General features: G+C 67.3%; 15 protein-coding genes. 6 read left to right on the forward strand and 9 right to left on the reverse strand.

Annotated features, from left to right (window positions below; translation table 11 throughout):
• The 3 genes from ENN83_RS14950 to ENN83_RS14960 form a co-directional block, all read left to right on the forward strand.
• Window positions 1–391, forward strand: a 391-nt coding sequence (locus tag ENN83_RS14950) for a 6,7-dimethyl-8-ribityllumazine synthase (protein WP_287188318.1), incomplete at its 5' end; no start/stop codon positions are given.
• Complete coding sequence (nusB, locus tag ENN83_RS14955; protein ID WP_287188320.1) at window positions 388–855, forward strand: transcription antitermination factor NusB; 468 nt, start codon at window positions 388–390, stop codon at window positions 853–855. The genes ENN83_RS14950 and nusB, both read left to right, overlap by 4 nt.
• 99 nt (window positions 856–954) lie before the next feature.
• Window positions 955–1287: a hypothetical protein gene (locus ENN83_RS14960; protein ID WP_287188321.1), complete on the forward strand. Its 333-nt coding sequence runs from the start codon at window positions 955–957 to the stop codon at window positions 1285–1287.
• A 59-nt stretch (window positions 1288–1346) separates the two neighbouring features.
• On the opposite strand, the gene hflX is transcribed toward ENN83_RS14960, so the two are convergent.
• From hflX to dusB, 9 genes are all read right to left on the reverse strand, one after another.
• Window positions 1347–2660, reverse strand: coding sequence for a GTPase HflX (gene hflX / locus ENN83_RS14965; protein WP_287188324.1), 1314 nt, complete (start codon window positions 2658–2660; stop codon window positions 1347–1349).
• Window positions 2657–2890: an RNA chaperone Hfq gene (gene hfq, locus ENN83_RS14970; protein WP_081535796.1), complete on the reverse strand. Its 234-nt coding sequence runs from the start codon at window positions 2888–2890 to the stop codon at window positions 2657–2659. The genes hflX and hfq overlap by 4 nt, the downstream gene beginning before the upstream one ends.
• 135 nt (window positions 2891–3025) lie before the next feature.
• Entirely contained in the window at window positions 3026–4546 is a 1521-nt protein-coding gene (locus tag ENN83_RS14975) for a TrkH family potassium uptake protein (protein WP_287188330.1), read from the reverse strand.
• Between the two features lie 4 nt (window positions 4547–4550).
• Window positions 4551–5927 (reverse strand): Trk system potassium transporter TrkA, encoded by a 1377-nt coding sequence (gene trkA, locus ENN83_RS14980; RefSeq protein ID WP_287188332.1) that lies wholly within the window; start codon window positions 5925–5927, stop codon window positions 4551–4553.
• A gap of 59 nt (window positions 5928–5986) precedes the next feature.
• Window positions 5987–7405: a sigma-54-dependent transcriptional regulator gene (locus tag ENN83_RS14985; protein ID WP_287188334.1), complete on the reverse strand. Its 1419-nt coding sequence runs from the start codon at window positions 7403–7405 to the stop codon at window positions 5987–5989.
• Between the two features lie 3 nt (window positions 7406–7408).
• Complete coding sequence (locus ENN83_RS14990) at window positions 7409–9667, reverse strand: sensor histidine kinase NtrY-like (RefSeq protein WP_287188347.1); 2259 nt, start codon at window positions 9665–9667, stop codon at window positions 7409–7411.
• 118 nt (window positions 9668–9785) lie between these two features.
• The gene (locus tag ENN83_RS14995; protein ID WP_287188336.1) at window positions 9786–11156 is read right to left on the reverse strand and encodes a response regulator; all 1371 of its coding nucleotides are present in this window, start codon (window positions 11154–11156) and stop codon (window positions 9786–9788) included.
• Window positions 11156–12250 carry a two-component system sensor histidine kinase NtrB gene (locus ENN83_RS15000; protein ID WP_287188337.1) on the reverse strand — a complete coding sequence of 365 codons (1095 nt, stop codon included), beginning with the start codon at window positions 12248–12250 and terminating at the stop codon, window positions 11156–11158. Before ENN83_RS15000 ends, ENN83_RS14995 begins: the two co-directional genes overlap by 1 nt.
• A complete protein-coding gene (gene dusB, locus ENN83_RS15005) occupies window positions 12247–13233 on the reverse strand; it encodes a tRNA dihydrouridine synthase DusB (protein WP_287188339.1) in 987 nt (328 codons plus the stop codon). Before dusB ends, ENN83_RS15000 begins: the two co-directional genes overlap by 4 nt.
• 188 nt (window positions 13234–13421) lie before the next feature.
• Between dusB and ENN83_RS15010 the strand changes: the two genes are divergently transcribed.
• The 3 genes from ENN83_RS15010 to ENN83_RS15020 are packed head-to-tail and all read left to right on the forward strand — an operon-like array spanning window position 13422 to window position 15531.
• Window positions 13422–14567, forward strand: a complete 1146-nt coding sequence (locus ENN83_RS15010; protein WP_287188341.1) for a bifunctional 2-C-methyl-D-erythritol 4-phosphate cytidylyltransferase/2-C-methyl-D-erythritol 2,4-cyclodiphosphate synthase — start codon at window positions 13422–13424, stop codon at window positions 14565–14567.
• Window positions 14564–15058 (forward strand): phosphatidylglycerophosphatase A family protein, encoded by a 495-nt coding sequence (locus ENN83_RS15015; RefSeq protein ID WP_287188343.1) that lies wholly within the window; start codon window positions 14564–14566, stop codon window positions 15056–15058. The genes ENN83_RS15010 and ENN83_RS15015 overlap by 4 nt, the downstream gene beginning before the upstream one ends.
• A complete protein-coding gene (locus ENN83_RS15020) occupies window positions 15055–15531 on the forward strand; it encodes a CinA family protein (protein ID WP_287188345.1) in 477 nt (158 codons plus the stop codon). Before ENN83_RS15015 ends, ENN83_RS15020 begins: the two co-directional genes overlap by 4 nt.
• Window positions 15532–15659: the final 128 nt, after the last annotated feature.

Here is a 15659-nt window from a genome sequence, read left to right on the forward strand (position 1 = left end):
CCATGACCTGATAGAGGTTCCCGGCGCGCTCGAGCTGCCGCCCGCCATCGCGCTGGCACATCGGTTGTCGAATTTCGACGGCTATGTGGCGCTGGGCTGCGTGATCCGCGGAGCGACCAGCCATTATGAAACCGTCTGCAACGACAGCTCGCGCGGGCTGATGCTGCTGGGGCTTCAGGGCGCGCTGACCGGCAACGGCATCCTGACCGTGGAAAACCACGAACAGGCGCTTGAACGGGCGAACCCCGCGGACATGGACAAGGGCGGCGGCGCGGCGGCGGCGGCGCTGCACCTGATCGCGTTGGCCCGGCGCTGGGGCGGCGAAACCCGTGGCGTCGGCTTCCGGCCCTCGGGTGGCTTCCAGATCGCCGAGGGGGCGGACCGCGCATGACCTCTGCCGCCGAACGCCGCCAGATGAAATCCGCCGCCCGGCTTTACGCCGTGCAGGCGCTGTTCCAGATGGAGCAATCGGGCCAGAGCGTGGACGCCGTCCGCCGCGAGTTCGAGACATGGCGCTTCGGTGCCTCCTACGAGGAAGGCGAGGAACTGGCCGAGGGTGATGTCGAGCTGTTCCGCGCCACGCTGGAAGGGGCGGTGACCTGGCAGGCGAAAATCGACCAGATGACCGACCGGGCGCTGGTGGCGAAATGGCCGATCGCGCGCATCGACCCGACGCTGCGGGCGCTGTTCCGCGCCGCGGGCGCCGAACTGGTGGACGGCAAGCCACCGCCCAAGGTGGTCATCACCGAATATGTTGATGTCGCCAAGGCGTTCTTTCCCGAGGGCCGCGAGCCCAAATTCGTCAATGCGGTGCTGGACCACATGGCGCGGGAAGCCCGACCCGAGGCGTTCTGAAACGCCCAGGCCGGATGACCCGAATAGGGGGATGCAAGATTCTTCTTGGAATCGATCCATGAATGGCTAGCTAATGGTGGGAAGCAACGGAGTCGGTCCATGCCCACACTGATCAGCCTTTATATTCGTCAGACAATAATCGGGTTCATCCTGTCATTTGTCTTCGTGGCGCTGCTGCTCCATTTCAACGTGGCCAGTCTCTGGCATCTCGTCACCCATGTCTCGGGCGGTTGGCTGGCGGCGGTGCTGCTGTTCCTCTTCAACGGTATCGTCTTCTCGGGCGTGCAGTTCGGCATCGCGGTGATGTCCATGGCTCGCGACGAGAATGACGGTTCGCGCGGTCGGCGCCAGCCGGAGCGTGTGCGTGGGCTGGCCGAGGCGCTGGCGCCGATTCCGGTGCCGGTGCGTGACCGACGCCTTCCCCCGCGATGACGATCACGACCCTTCGTTCGGGATGATGCACAAACTGGCGGCTTTCGGGCCGCTATTTTTTATCCGCGCAGCGGCTGTTCCCCGGTCAGTGCCCGGAACCTCTGTTCCTGCCGCGCGGTCCAGTTGACCGTCAGAACAACGCCGTCCTCGCCTTGGCATTCGGCCTCGACCACGCCCTCGGCATAGAGCCAGGCCCGCCGCCGTCCGTCGGAAAAGCCCAGATTCACTTCGCGCCGCACCCGCGTCTCGTCCAGCGCCGCAGTGATAGCCTCCAGCAGACCCTCGATCCCCTCGCCGGTCCAGGCCGAGATCGTGCGCACCCCCTCACGCCGGGCCGCCACGGCTGCCAGCGCCTCGCGCCGCTCGGGCTCGATCAGGTCGGCCTTGTTCCACAGCTCGATCTGCGGCGTCTTCTCGTCCACGCCCAGATCGGTCAGGATCGCGCGCACATCGGCGGCCTGGGACTCGGTATCGGGATGGGCGATGTCGCGCACATGCAGGATCAGGTCGGCTTCCAGCACCTCTTCCAGCGTCGCGCGGAAGGCCGCGACCAGTTGCGTTGGCAGGTCCGAGATGAACCCCACCGTGTCCGACAGGATCACCTTCAGCCCGCTGGGCAGCGTGATGCTGCGCATGGTCGGGTCGAGCGTGGCGAACAGCATGTCCCTGGCCAGCACCTCCGCCCCGGTCAGCCGGTTGAACAGCGTCGACTTGCCCGCATTGGTATAGCCCACCAGTGCCACCACCGGGAACGGCACCTTGCGCCGCGCGGCGCGGTGCAGGTCGCGTGTGCGCACCACCTTGGAAAGCTGCCGCTTCAGCCGAACGATCGCCTCGTCGATGGCGCGGCGGTCGGCCTCGATCTGGGTCTCGCCGGGGCCGCCCACGAAACCGAGACCGCCGCGCTGGCGTTCAAGGTGGGTCCAGGCCCGCACCAGCCGCGTGCGCTGATAGGACAGCGCGGCCAGTTCGACCTGCAACACGCCCTCTCGGGTGCGGGCGCGGTCGGCGAAGATTTCCAGGATCAACCCGGTCCGGTCGAGGATCTTGACCTTCCATTCCCGTTCCAGATTGCGCTGCTGCACCGGGGTCACAGGGCCGTCGATCAACACGAGCTCCACCTCGGCCGTCTTGAGGCGATTGCCCAGATCCTCGATCTTGCCCGACCCGAACAGCCAGCCCGGCCGCAGCTTTGGCAGCGGCACGATCTCGGAGCCGACCAGTTCAAGGCCGGGCAGGGCGGCGGCCAGCGCCACCGCTTCTCCAAGCGCCGGGGCTGCGTCGCGGCGTGCGCGATCCGCGGCAATGTCGGGATGAAGCACCCAGGCGCGCGTCACCCGGGGGCCGTGCTCCTGAAGGTCAGAGGGGCTCAATCCTCACCGTCGTAGAGATTGATCGGCTGCGAGGGCATGATCGTCGAGATCGCATGCTTGTAGACAAGCTGCGATTGCCCGTCCCGGCGCAGCAGAACGCAGAAATTGTCGAACCAGGTGATCACGCCCTGCAACTTGACGCCGTTGATCAGGAAGATCGTAACCGGCACCTTGGTCTTGCGAACATGGTTAAGGAATGCGTCCTGCAAATTCTGCTTGTCGGCAGCCATTCGTTTCTTGCCCTTGTTGTCTGGACCTGCCCCGGTATGGACAGAAGCCGTTCCCTCGGCGCGAGTATGTCGCGAGGTTTCAGGACTTTCCACCCCCCTTTACGGGTCGGCAATCCGAAAATGCAGCGCCGCGGCTCAGTTGCGCCAGAATTCGGGGTTCAGCAGCGCGATGATCGCCAGGGTCTCCAGCCGGCCCACAACCATCGCAGCGGCCAGCACCATCCGCGCGCCATCGCCCAGCGTGGCATAGGACAGCGCGGGTTCGGTCGTCGCGGCGGTCAGCGGGCCGGTGGTGGTCAGCGCGGCCACGGTCAGCACCATCGCCGCGTCGAACCCGATCCCGGCCGCGCCCAGCGCTACCATGGTCACGGCCACCGACAGCGCGAAGAGCATGAAGAAGACAAAGGCGATCTGCGCGCCCTCGCGCCGGATGCGCCGCGCGAAGGCTCCGGCGCCGCCGACCGAGGAGGGATGGATCAGCTTTTCCATCTCCCGCACCCCGTGCTTGTAAAGCGCGTAGATGCGCAGCAGCTTGACCCCGCCCGCAGTCGTCGCCACCCCGCCGCCGAACACCGCCAGCCCGACCAGGATCAGCCCCGGCGTGGCCAGCCCCGACCAGGTCTGCGCCTCGGCCCAGTCGGCCGAGACGAACCCCGTGGTGGTCAGGAAGGACGTCACCGTGAAGACCGCCCCCCAGAGCGCGCGCAGCGCCGCGAGGCCACTGTCATCGGCGCCGCCCTCATAGGCGCCCAGCCAGTGGCGCGAGAACAGGAACAGCGTCACCGCCCAGGCGATCACCACCCCCATCCGCAACTCCATGTCCGTGCTCAGTGCGCGCCAGCTTTCGGGCCGCAAATCGAGCATGAAGCTTTGCCGGGTGAAGGCAAAGATGAAGAAGCCCCACAGGAACAGTTCGCCGGCAAAGCCGCTCTGGCCGCCGGGCACGCCGCCCACCGGCGAGATGCCCGAAGTCGCCAGCAACGACATCGCGTGGCAGGCTGCCACCAGCGGGCCTTCGCCCGCGAGCAGCATCAGCACCCACAGGCTGGCCGTCAGGACCAGATAGATCGGCGCGAAGCGGCGGGCAAAGCGCAGAAGCCGCCCGCGCGGATCGGCGGCCCGGCCCGTGCCCGGCCCTGCGGCGCCCAACTGGCGCGCGCCGCCGGGGCCCGCCGTGACCTCGAACCCGCCCAGGTTCATCGGCGCCAGGATCGAGATCGCCGTCACCCAGATGAAGAACCCGCCCAGCCACCCGACGAGCGCCCGCCACAGATGCAGCCCCGACGACAGGGTCGCGGGGTCGTCGTAAAGCGTGGCTCCCGTGGTGGTCAGGCTTGAGATCATCTCGAAATAGCCGTCGAGATAGCGCGCGCCGGGCACCGCCTCGACAAAGGGAACGGCCAGCATCAGCGGCATCAGCCCGTAGAAGCCCAGCATCGCCAGCAGATGGCTGCGGGCCTGGTTCGTTACCCGGTTGCCGATCGTCGCCAGCCCCAGCACCGCCGCCAGAACGCTGAACAGAAGCCCCGAATAGAAAAAGCTGCGCGCGGTCAGCCAGTCGTGTTCCGCCAGCGCCACGCCCACCGGCAGGAACATCGCCAGCGCCCCGATCCCCATCAGGATCACCAGGAACGGAAGATCGTAAAGCCGACGCATGGCCTCAGAAGAAGTCGATGGAGACCTGCAACAGGCGCTCCACTTCGGGCACATCGGCGGCCAAGGCAAAGATCGCCACCACGTCGCCTTCCTCGATGCGGGTGTCCCCCTTGGGCCGGATCACCCTGTCGCCTTTCATCACGCCGCCGATCAGCGCACCCTCGGGAAAGTCGATGTCCTGCACCCGCCTGCCCGCCATCGGCGAGGTTGACAGCACCTGTGCCTCGATTACCTCGGCCTCGGCATCGCCGATCGAATAGACGTTGCGCACCCGGCCGTGACGGACATGGCGCAGGATCGAGCTGACCGTGGTGGCGCGCGGGTTGATATGGGCGTCGATGCCCAGCGGACCCATCAGCGGCACAAGCGCGGGATCGTTGACCAGGCAGATCGCCATCGGGCAGCCCGCCAGCTTGGCCCGGACTGCGGCCAGCAGGTTGGTCTTGTCGTCATCGGTCAGCGCCAGAACCGCGTCGGCGCGGTCGACATTGGCCTCTTCCAGCAGGCTGACATCCAGCCCGTCGCCATGCAGCACGATGGTGCGCTCCAGCGCATCGGCTGCCGTCTCGGCGCGGGCGCGGTCCTTCTCGATCACCTTTGCGCGGACCCGGTCCTCGTTCCGTTCAAGCGCCTGGGCCACTGAAAGCCCGACATTGCCGCCGCCGATGATGACCACGCGTTCTTGCTTCTTCGTGGATTTGCCGAAGATCTCGAGCGTCCGGTTCACATCCTCGACATGCGAGAAGACATAGACCTGATCCTCGGGGAATAGCTGGTCGCCCGGTTCGGGCGCGAACAGCGTTTCCTCGCGGCGGATGCCGACGACCAGCGCGCGCAGCGTCGAGAACAGGTCGGTCAACTGGCGCAGCGGCGTCTTGAGAACCGGGCAGTCCGCATCGAGCGCGATGCCCAGAAGCTGCGCCTGGCCGCCCAGGAAATACTCGGTATCGAAGGCCGCGGGCGCCGCGATGCGTTGCAGCGCGGCCTCGGCGACCTCGCGTTCGGGGCTGATGACCACGTCGATGGGCAGGTGATCGCGGCGGTAAAGCTCGGAATAGATCGCGGTCAGATAGGACTCGGCGCGCAGTCGCGCGATTTTGCGCGGGATGGCAAAGATCGAATGGGCCACCTGGCAGGTGACCATGTTGACCTCGTCGGACTGGGTGGCGGCGATGATCATGTCGGCATCGCGCGCGCCCGCCCGTTCCAGGATGTCGGGGTAGGAGGCATGTCCTGCGATGCCCTGCACGTCCAGCGCATCGGTCGCCCGGCGGATCAGGTCGCTGTTCATGTCAACGATGGTCACATCGTTCTTCTCGCCCGAGAGGTGGCGGGCGATCTGCCAGCCGACCTGGCCCGCGCCGCAGATGATCACCTTCATTCAGGACACCCGACTGGGGAAACACGCCCCCCGATGCATCGCAGAAGCCCGCTTGCCGGTCAATCGGCGCGGGCTTCCTCTTCCTCATCCTCGAAATGCGCGAGCCGCGCGCCCGATTTGGACGAGGTGACCACGCCCAGAGATTTCAGCTTGCGATGCAGCGCCGAGCGTTCCATGCCGACGAAATTCGCGGTGCGCGAGATGTTGCCGCCGAAACGATTGATCTGGGTCAGCAGGTATTCGCGTTCGAACAACTCGCGCGCCTCGCGCAGCGGCAGCGTGGCCAGCCCCGCCGACAGCACCAGGCGCCCCTCCTCGGCGGCGCCCTCGACCGGCATCGGCAGTTCCGCCGCCGTGATCGGATCGTTGCCTTCGCCCAGGATCAGCACCCGCTCGATCACGTTCTTCAACTGCCGCACGTTGCCGGGCCATGGCATGGTCTGCAACAGCGCTTCGGCCTCTTCGCCGAGCGCGCGCAGCGGCAGGCCCTGGCTCTGGTTGAAGCCCTGAATGAAATGGCGGGCGAGGGTGGGGATGTCCTCGCGCCGTTCGTCCAGTGCGGGCACCTCGATCGGCACCACGTTCAGCCGGTGATAGAGTTCCTGGCGGAATGTGCCCGCGGCGATCGCGGCAGGCAGGTCGCGCGTGGTGGATGAAATTACCCGAATGTCGACGCGCACCCGGTCGGTGCCGCCCGCGCGCTGGAACTGCTGATCGACCAGCACGCGCAGGATCTTGGATTGCGTGCCCAGCGGCATGTCGGCCACCTCGTCGAAATAGAGGATGCCGCCATGCGCCTGCTCCAGAAGGCCCGGTTCCACGCCGCGCGCGGCACTTTCCCGGCCGAACAGCACCTCTTCCATGCGCTCGGGCTCGATCGAGGCCGAGTTGACCACCACGAAGGGGCCGTTCGCGCGGTTTGAATTTGCGTGAATATAGCGGGCGGCGACTTCCTTGCCCGATCCGGCGGGGCCGGTCAGCATCACCCGGCTGTTCGATTTCGTTACCTTGTCGAGGTGGGATTTCAGCCCCTTGAAGGCCGGGCTTGCGCCGATCATCTCGGCCTGAGCCACGTCCTTGCGGCGCAATTCCTGGTTCTCGCGGCGCAGGCGTGAGGCCTCCATCGCGCGGCGGATCACCACCAGCAACTGGTCGATGTTGAACGGTTTCTCGATGAAGTCATAGGCGCCCTGCTTGATCGCGGCGACCGCGATCTCGATATTGCCGTGGCCCGAGATGATGACCACCGGAATGTCGGGGTTGTCGCGCTTGACCCGGGACAGGATGTCGATCCCGTCCATGGTGCTGTCCTTGAGCCAGATGTCGAGGATCATCAGGGCAGGCGGTTCGGTGTTGATCTCGGCCATGCAGGCATCCGAATTCGCGGCCAGCCGTGTCGTGTAGCCCTCGTCCTGCAGGATATCCGCGATCAGTTCGCGGATGTCGCGTTCGTCGTCGACGATCAGAATGTCGCCCATGTCCTACTCCCCGGATACCGCTATTCTCGTTTCGTTGATTGCCGACGCGGACGACTGTCCGGCCTCGGCCACCGGCAGGCGGATCACCGCCATCGCGCCGCGGTGTGTGTCGGGCGCGAACGGTTCGGCGTCGACCAGTTCCAGCGTGCCGCCATGTTCCTCGATGATCTTCCTGACGATCGGCAGGCCCAGCCCGGTGCCACTGTCGCGCGTCGTGACATAGGGTTCGAAAAGCCGGGCGCGGTCCTCGGGCAGACCGATGCCATTGTCGGCGATCTCGATCAGGCCGCTGTCCTCCTCGTGCACGAGACGCAGCCGGATCTCGGCCACAAAGCCCTCGGGCACGCCCTTCTCGGTCCGCGTCGCGATGGCCTCGCCGGCATTCTTGATAAGGTTCGTCAGCGCCTGGCTGATCATCGTCGGGTCCAGTTCGGCGGGCATCGCGCCCTCGGGCAGGTCCGCGACAAAGCGCACGCCGGGCTGGCCGCTTTCCTGCAGGACCAGCGCATCGCGGACCAGCGCGGCAAGGTCGACGAGCTTGCGTTCGGGCTCGGGCATTCGGGCGAATTTCGAGAATTCGTCGACGATCCGGCGCAGATCGCCGGTCTGGCGCACGATCACGTCCGTATACTGGTCCAGCGTGTCGGCCTGGTCACCCACCAGCGGGCGGAACTTGCGCTTGATGCGCTCGGCCGACAACTGGATCGGGGTCAGTGGGTTCTTGATCTCATGCGCAATGCGGCGGGCGACATCGCCCCAGGCGGCCATCCGCTGCGCGGTCACAAGGTCGGTGACATCGTCGAACGCCACCACATAGCCCTCGCGCCGCCCGTCCGCGCCACGCCGCGTCGACATCCGGACCAGCAGGTTCTCCATCTTGCCGCTTCGGATCAGACGGATTTCCTCTTGCGCGGAGGCGCGGCGCTCGGCCCGCAATCGGTCGAACAGCGCGGCGAATTCGGGAACGGCGACGCGCAGGTCGTGGCCGTTGTCGCGCGCTTCGTCCAGTTGCAGAAGCGTCAGCGCCGAGCGGTTCATGAACTCGACCCGCCCCTCGGCATCCAGACCGATCACACCTGCGGTGACCGAGGACAGCACCGAATCGAACAGCCGTCGCCGCATTTCGGTCTGGCGGTTGTTCTCCAGCAGCGCGTCGCGTTGCAACTTGAGCTGCCGGGTCATCTGGTTGAACATCCGCCCCAGCATGGCGATCTCGTCATCGCCTGCCTCCTCGCGCACGCGCACGTCCAGATCGCCCGCGCCGACCCGTTGCGCCGCCCCCGCCAGCCGCCCAACCGGACGCGACAGCCGCTCGGCGAACCACAGCCCCAGCCAGACCGCGGCAAGGATCAGGACCATTGCAAAGCCCAGATAGAGCAGCCCGAATTCGAACAGCACCCGCCCGCGCTCGCTTTCAAGTTGCTGGTAGAGCCGCGAGGTGGCCTGGGTGTCGTCCAGCAGGCTCAGCAACTCGCCATCCACGCTGCGCGAGATGTAGAGGAAACGGTCGACATAGGCGTCCAGCGCCAGCAGTGCCCGGAACTCGTTATTGTCCCAATCTTCGATGATGACCGTCTCGCCCGCGGCGGCCCGCGCGATCTCGGGCGCGGTCGGCTGCTCGTAATCGAACAGATAGGAGCGTTCGCCACGGGCCTTGATCTCGCCCGTGCCGTCGATGACATAGGCCTCTTTCAGACCACGCTGGACGCGTGCCTGGGCCTGGGTCAGAAGTTGCCGCAACTCACCGTCCGACAGCATGAAGCTGGCCTGGCGCGCGGCATTCAGATAGCCTGCCAGCGTCCGCGCGTCGGCGGCAAGGTCGCGGCGGTGTTCCTCCTCATAGGCTTCGGCGGCCGAGAGCGACGCGCCCACCACGTTGCGCACCCGCTCGGAGAACCAGCCTTCGAGCCCGATATTGATGGTCAGCCCCGCGAAGACCGCGACCAGAACGGTCGGCACCAGAGCGATGGTTGCAAAGACGCCCGTCAGCCGCATGTGCAGGCGCGAGCCCGCCGAATGGCTGCGTCTTGCGGCGACCATGCGCGCGATCTGGCGCACCACCATCGTGGCGATCGCCAGAGAATAGACCAGATCGGCCAAAAGAATCGCGCGCAGTCCGTGCGACGTCGCGCCCTGGTCGAGCGGGCCGAGCAACAGGAAGGTGCCGATTGCCAGAACCGGCCCCAGAACGACAAGACCAAGGGTCGCGACGTTCTGAATCCGCCGCGACGACCGTCTCTGGAAGAGCCGTTCAAGGGCCATCCGGCCCGTGGCGCTGGCCACTGCTCGCCTCGTGTCGTTGTGCCGCGGGGCGCGCGGCTTCGCTAACTGACGTGCGCTCCGCGGAAATGCGGATTCGACGCAACGCCATGTTGCGAATTTACATCAACTTGCGGCGGCGTGTCACGCGGATATCGAGATCGGTGATCTTTTTCCTCAAGGTATTGCGGTTGATGCCCAGCAGATCGGCACATTTGGCCTGATTGCCGCCGGTCGCGTCTAGCGCGATCTCGATCAGCGGCATCTCAACCTCACGCAGTATTCGGGAATACAGGCCCGGAGGCGGCAGCACGCCGCCATGCAGGTCGAAATAGCGCCGCAGATGCCTGCCGACCGAGGCCGACAGTTTCTCGCCCTCGCCGCCACCAACCAGCGGTTCGATCTCGGGCTGGTTGCCCAGCACTGACTCGACCTCGGCGCGGGTGATGACCTCTTCGGGGCTGGTGACGACCAGACGGCGGATCGTGTGTTCCAGCTGCCGCACGTTGCCGGGCCAGCTGTAGGCGCGGATCAGGTCCATCGCTCTGGCGGCGATGGTGCGGCGTGCGGCGCCGTCGCGTTCGGCACGGGCCAGGAAATGCTCGGTCAGCAGCGGGATGTCGTCCACCCGTTCGCGCAAGGACGGCACGGCGACGGTGACCCCGCCCAGGCGGTAAAACAGATCCTGGCGGAACAGGCCCGCCTCCATCCGGCCCATCAGATCGGTCTGGCTGGTGGCCATGACCCGTGGCGCGGTATCGCCGAAGCTGTCCAGCATCCGCACGATGCGCGCCTGCGCCTCTTCGGTCAGGTCCGCCACCTCGTCGAACAGGATCGTCCCGCCGCGGGCGCGGGCGGCCAGCGCCGAGGGGCCATCTGCGCCCTTGAGGTCGGGGGTTGTCGCGATCACGAAGGGCAGTGAGCGGCGGTCGGAAAAGTCGTGGATCGCGCGGGCGATCAGCGACTTGCCGGTACCCGACTCGCCGGTGATCAGAACCGGCAGATCGGCATTCATCACCCGCGCCACAAGCCGGTACAGCGCCTGCATCTGCGGCGTGCGGCCGACCAGCGGCAGGTCGTCCTCGTCGCGCGGCGGCTCGACGCTTTCGGTGCGGCTGCGCACCCGGCGCCCGGTTTCCAGCGCGCGGGCCGCCCGCTTCATCAGATCGGGCAGGTCAAAAGGCTTGGGCAGGTAGTCATAGGCCTCGGTCTCCGCGGCCTGGATCGCCGTCATGATGGTGTTCTGCGCCGAGATCACGATCACCGGCAGGCCCGGCCGCTCCTGCCCGATCCTGGGCAGCATTTCCAGCCCGTTGCCGTCGGGCATGATGACGTCCGAGATCACCAGATCGCCCTTTCCCTCGGACACCCAGCGCATCAGCGTGGTCAGCGACGAGGTGGCATGCACCTTGCAGCCCGCCCGCGTCAGCGCCTGGGTCAGCACGGTTCGGATCGTACGGTCGTCATCGGCGACAAGAACGGTGCCGTCCATCAGCTGTCATCCTCTTGGGGGGTGAGCTCTCGGGGTTTGGGTGCGACGGGCAGCGAGACGCGGAACACGGTGCGCCCGGGCGCCGAGCCGACCGCGATCCAGCCGCCATGGTCATTGATGATCTTGGACACGAGCGCGAGGCCCAGGCCGGTGCCGTTCTCGTGTCCCGAGACGAAGGGTTCGAACACCTCGCCGGCGATCTCGGGCGGCAGGCCGGGGCCGTCGTCGATCACCTCGATCTGCAACGGAACCGGAACGCCTGAGCCGTCGGGATGGCGCATCCGCAGCGACAGGTCGTAGAAGCTGCGCAGCCGGATCGTGCCGCCCGTGGACGGGGCGGCCTGTGCGGCGTTGCGGATCAGGTTGGAAAAGACCTGCATCAACTGGTCGGCATCGGCCCAGGTCGCGGGCAGGGAGGGGTCGTATTCCTCCTCGATCTTCATATGCGCGGCGTAGCTGACCAGCGCGGATTTGCGCGCCCGGTCGAGAATGTCGTGGATGTTCACCGCCTTGCAGTTCGGCGGGCTGAGATTGCCGAATTGTTCGACCTGATCCAGCAGCTTCACGATCCGTCGGCTTTCGGCCACGATCAGGTCGGTCAGGTCCAGATCGCCATTGCGCAGGTTCATCGACAGCAATTGCGCCGCCCCGGTGATGCCCGCCAGCGGGTTCTTGATCTCGTGGGCCAGCATCTCGGCCATGCCGATCGCCGATTTCGCCGCCGTCTTGACCGAATGTGCCCGACCCAGCCGCCCGGCGATCTCGCGCGGGCTGACCAGCAGCAGGACATGCTCGGCCCGGTCGTTCATCGGCGCGATCTGAAGATTGCACTCGACCGGCGGGTGGGCGCCCGCAGTCACGTCGACATCGTTTATGAACAACGGCGCGCGGTTTGCCCTCACCCGGGCAAAGGCGTCGTCGAGCGGGGCATCCACCGCCAGGCGGTCAAAGACAGGGGCATCGCGCAGCGCCCTGATCGTGGCATTGGTGAAGATTTCCGCCGCCGGGTTGATCGCGGCGATCCGGTCCCCGGCATCCAGCAGGAAGGCCGGGATCGGCAGCGCGGTCCAGATTGCGTCCTTGTCCAACGTCATGCCGCGGCCCTCTCGCTGCGGCCTGCCATCGCATCGAGGATCAGGGCCAGCACCCGGCCCGGATCGCGTTCGGTCAGCACCGCCAGGCGCAGGGCAGGCGGCGTGCCCGCCTCGTCCATGTACCAACCCAGATGCTTGCGGATCACCCGCGCGCCCAAGGCGCGGCCATAGAAGGACAGCGACGCCTCGTAATGGCCCGCCACCATGTCGGCGAAGGCTGCGCCGGTCGGTGCGGCCGGGGCGGGCTGTCCGGCCAGCGCCGCGGCGATCCGCGCCAGAACCCATGGCCGACCCTGCGCACCGCGCCCCACCATCACCCCGTCCGCGCCCGAGGCCTCCAGCGCCGCGCGCGCCGTGGCGGGATCGACGATATCGCCATTGGCCACCACCGGCACCGACACGGCCTGTTTCACCGCGCGGATCGCCGCCCAGTCGGCCCGGCCGGAATAGAACTGGCAGCGGGTGCGGCCGTGAATGGTGATCATTCGCACCCCCGCCGCCTCGGCCCGGCGGGCAAGGTCGGCAGCGTTCAGCAGGTCGCTGTCCCAGCCCAGCCGCGTCTTCAGCGTCACCGGCACCTTGACAGCGCCCACCACGGCCTCGATCAGCCGCAGCGCGCGGTCGGGGTCGCGCATCAGCGCCGAACCCGAGAAGCCCCCGGTCACCTTGCGGGCGGGGCAGCCCATGTTGATGTCGATGATCCGCGCGCCCTGATCCTCGAGGATGCGGGCGGCGCGAGCCATCCAGTCGGCGTCGTGTCCCACGATCTGCACCGCGCTGGCCTGTTCGCCCAGCCCCAGCGCCGCGCGCTCGCGCGTGCCGGGCCGGGCCTGGACCATGTCCTGGCTTGCCACCATTTCCGAGACCACCAGCCCCGCGCCGAAAGACGCGACAAGCCGACGAAAGGGCAGGTCGGTGATCCCGGCCATCGGGGCCAGCAGGACGGGCGGATCGAGCGTGACATCTGCCACCTGAATGGCCAACTGATTAATCCTTGTGCATTTGATGCGGGATGTAGCTTGCCCGAACGGGAAATACAATCTGGGGGATAGGCCCGCGAGGCATTAAACATCTGTTGCATAAGATTTAATCGTATGGCCCCGCCCTTTTGCCCCATTGCTCCGCAGCGCGCCCCCGCCTAAAGAGGCACCGACCGGTTCGGGGGCAAGGCATGACAGTCACGGCGATCATCGTGGCCGCGGGACGCGGAACCAGAGTTGGCGGCGATCGACCCAAGCAATATCAGCCGCTTGGCGGGCGCCCGGTGCTGGGCCGGACGGTGGCGGCCTTTGCCGCGCATCCCCGGGTGTCGGGGCTGGTGGTGGTCCTGCATCCCGACGATGCCGATCTTTTTGCCGAAGCGATGGCGGGGCTCGACGTGGCGGTGACGAGGGTTCCCGGGGGCGCGACGCGGGATGCCTCGGTCGCGGCGGGGCTGGGAGCCGTGCCGCCGGGCACCACGCGCGCTCTGATCCATGACGGCGCCCGGCCGCTGGTTTCGGCGGCGCTGATCGACCGGGTGATCGACGCGCTGGATACCCATCCGGGGGCAGCACCCGCGCTGGCCGTGACCGATGCGCTCTGGCGCGGCGCGGCGGGGCGCGTGCTGGCGCCGCATCCGCGCGACGGGCTGTTCCGGGCCCAGACCCCCCAGGGCTTCCGGATCGAGGCGATCCGCGCGGCCCATGCGGCGCATCCGGGCGGGGCGGCCGACGATGTCGAGGTGGCGCTGGCCGCGGGGCTTGACGTGGCCATCGTCGAGGGCGACGAGGACAATCTGAAGATCACCCATGCACAGGATTTCGCCCGCGCCGAGCGGGCCTTGCGGGAGAGGGATATGGATATTCGCACCGGCAACGGCTTTGACGTGCACGCCCTCTGCGAGGGCGACGGCGTGATCCTGTGCGGCATCAAGGTGCCGCATGACAAGGCGCTGAAGGGCCATTCGGATGCCGATGTCGGCATGCACGCGGTCACCGACGCGATTTATGGTGCGCTGGCGGATGGCGATATCGGCCAGCATTTCCCGCCCTCGGATCCGCAATGGAAGGGCGCGGCCTCGGACATCTTCCTGAAACATGCGGTGGGGCGGGTGGCCGAACGCGGCTACCGGATCGCGCATGCCGATCTGACGCTGATCTGCGAGCGGCCCAAGATCGGCCCGGTCGCGGGCGCGATGCGGGCCGAGATGGCGCGGCTGATGGGGATCGAACCGGACCGGATCAGCGTCAAGGCCACCACCTCCGAGCAACTGGGATTCACCGGCCGGGAAGAGGGAATCGCGGCTCTGGCCACGGTGACGCTGGTGCGGCCATGAGCCCGGCGCGCTTTGTCGCGACCTGGTTCGGCGTCGGTCTCCTGCGCCCCGCCCCGGGCACCTGGGGTGCGCTTGCCGCGCTGCCGATCTTCTGGGCGCTGCATGTGCTGGGCGGGCCGTGGCTGGCGCTGGCGTCGACGGTGGTGATCTGCCTTGCGGGTTGGTGGGCGGTGGGCGCCGCCGCGCGCGGGGCGGCCGATCCCGACCGGTCGGAATATGTCATCGACGAGGTTGCGGGGATGTGGATCGCGCTTTTGCCGCTGTCCTTCGGCGCGCGGGCGTCGGAGGCCGACATCCTGGCGCTGTATCCCGGCTGGATCGTCGCGTTCTTCGGCTTCCGGCTGTTCGACATCTGGAAACCGGGGCCGATCGGCTGGGCCGACCGGCAGAAGACGGCGCTGGGCGTGATGCTGGACGATGTGCTGGCGGGTATCGCGGCGGGGGCGCTGGTGCTTGCACTGGCGGCGGTCTGGCATATCCTTCTGGCATGACCAGCCGTGCCGAAACCCTGGTGGCCCTGGCCCGTGCGCGGGGGGTGCTGGTGGCCAGTGCCGAAAGCTGCACCGGCGGCATGGTTTCGGCCGCGATCACCGATATTCCCGGCTCGTCGAAGATGTTCGACCGGGGGTTCGTGACCTATTCCAACGCCGCGAAACAGGCGCTTCTGGGTGTCCGGGACGAGACGCTGGACGCCCATGGCGCGGTGTCCGAACCCGTCGCGGCCGAGATGGCGGTGGGGGCACTGGCCCGGTCCGAGGCCGATCTGGCGGTAGCGATCACCGGCATCGCGGGGCCCGGCGGGTCCGAGCACAAGCCCGAGGGGCGCGTCTGCTTCGCGCTGGCGCGCAGCGGTGCGGACGTTGTCACCGAAACCGTGGAATTCGGCGCGCTGGGCCGCGACCGGGTGCGCGCCGCCAGCCGCGACCATGCGCTCGACCTGCTGATGGCTGCACTGGGGGGCTAGAGTTTTTTCCGATCAAGTTGAAGCATATCCTGCGTGCCGGAGATAGCGGGCGCATTCCTTCGGGTTGAAGGCAGTCAGTGCGGAAGCGATGGCGCTGCAGAGGCTGTCAGCGCATCTCGGGGCGGCGC

This window comes from Rhodovulum sp., from assembly GCF_011048875.1.
Classification (GTDB): Bacteria; Pseudomonadota; Alphaproteobacteria; order Rhodobacterales; family Rhodobacteraceae; genus Rhodovulum; species Rhodovulum tesquicola.

What these genes read in the sequence shown, in the direction of transcription:
- nusB (WP_287188320.1), top strand. Translation starts at nt 388, where the DNA reads ATGACCTCTGCCGCCGAACGCCGCCAGATGAAATCCGCCGCCCGGCTT.
- ENN83_RS14960 (WP_287188321.1), top strand. Translation starts at nt 955, where the DNA reads ATGCCCACACTGATCAGCCTTTATATTCGTCAGACAATAATCGGGTTC.
- hfq (WP_081535796.1), bottom strand. Translation starts at nt 2,890, where the DNA reads ATGGCTGCCGACAAGCAGAATTTGCAGGACGCATTCCTTAACCATGTT.
- ENN83_RS14975 (WP_287188330.1), bottom strand. Translation starts at nt 4,546, where the DNA reads ATGCGTCGGCTTTACGATCTTCCGTTCCTGGTGATCCTGATGGGGATC.
- trkA (WP_287188332.1), bottom strand. Translation starts at nt 5,927, where the DNA reads ATGAAGGTGATCATCTGCGGCGCGGGCCAGGTCGGCTGGCAGATCGCC.
- ENN83_RS14985 (WP_287188334.1), bottom strand. Translation starts at nt 7,405, where the DNA reads ATGGGCGACATTCTGATCGTCGACGACGAACGCGACATCCGCGAACTG.
- ENN83_RS14990 (WP_287188347.1), bottom strand. Translation starts at nt 9,667, where the DNA reads ATGGCCCTTGAACGGCTCTTCCAGAGACGGTCGTCGCGGCGGATTCAG.
- ENN83_RS14995 (WP_287188336.1), bottom strand. Translation starts at nt 11,156, where the DNA reads ATGGACGGCACCGTTCTTGTCGCCGATGACGACCGTACGATCCGAACC.
- ENN83_RS15000 (WP_287188337.1), bottom strand. Translation starts at nt 12,250, where the DNA reads ATGACGTTGGACAAGGACGCAATCTGGACCGCGCTGCCGATCCCGGCC.
- ENN83_RS15010 (WP_287188341.1), top strand. Translation starts at nt 13,422, where the DNA reads ATGACAGTCACGGCGATCATCGTGGCCGCGGGACGCGGAACCAGAGTT.
- ENN83_RS15015 (WP_287188343.1), top strand. Translation starts at nt 14,564, where the DNA reads ATGAGCCCGGCGCGCTTTGTCGCGACCTGGTTCGGCGTCGGTCTCCTG.
- ENN83_RS15020 (WP_287188345.1), top strand. Translation starts at nt 15,055, where the DNA reads ATGACCAGCCGTGCCGAAACCCTGGTGGCCCTGGCCCGTGCGCGGGGG.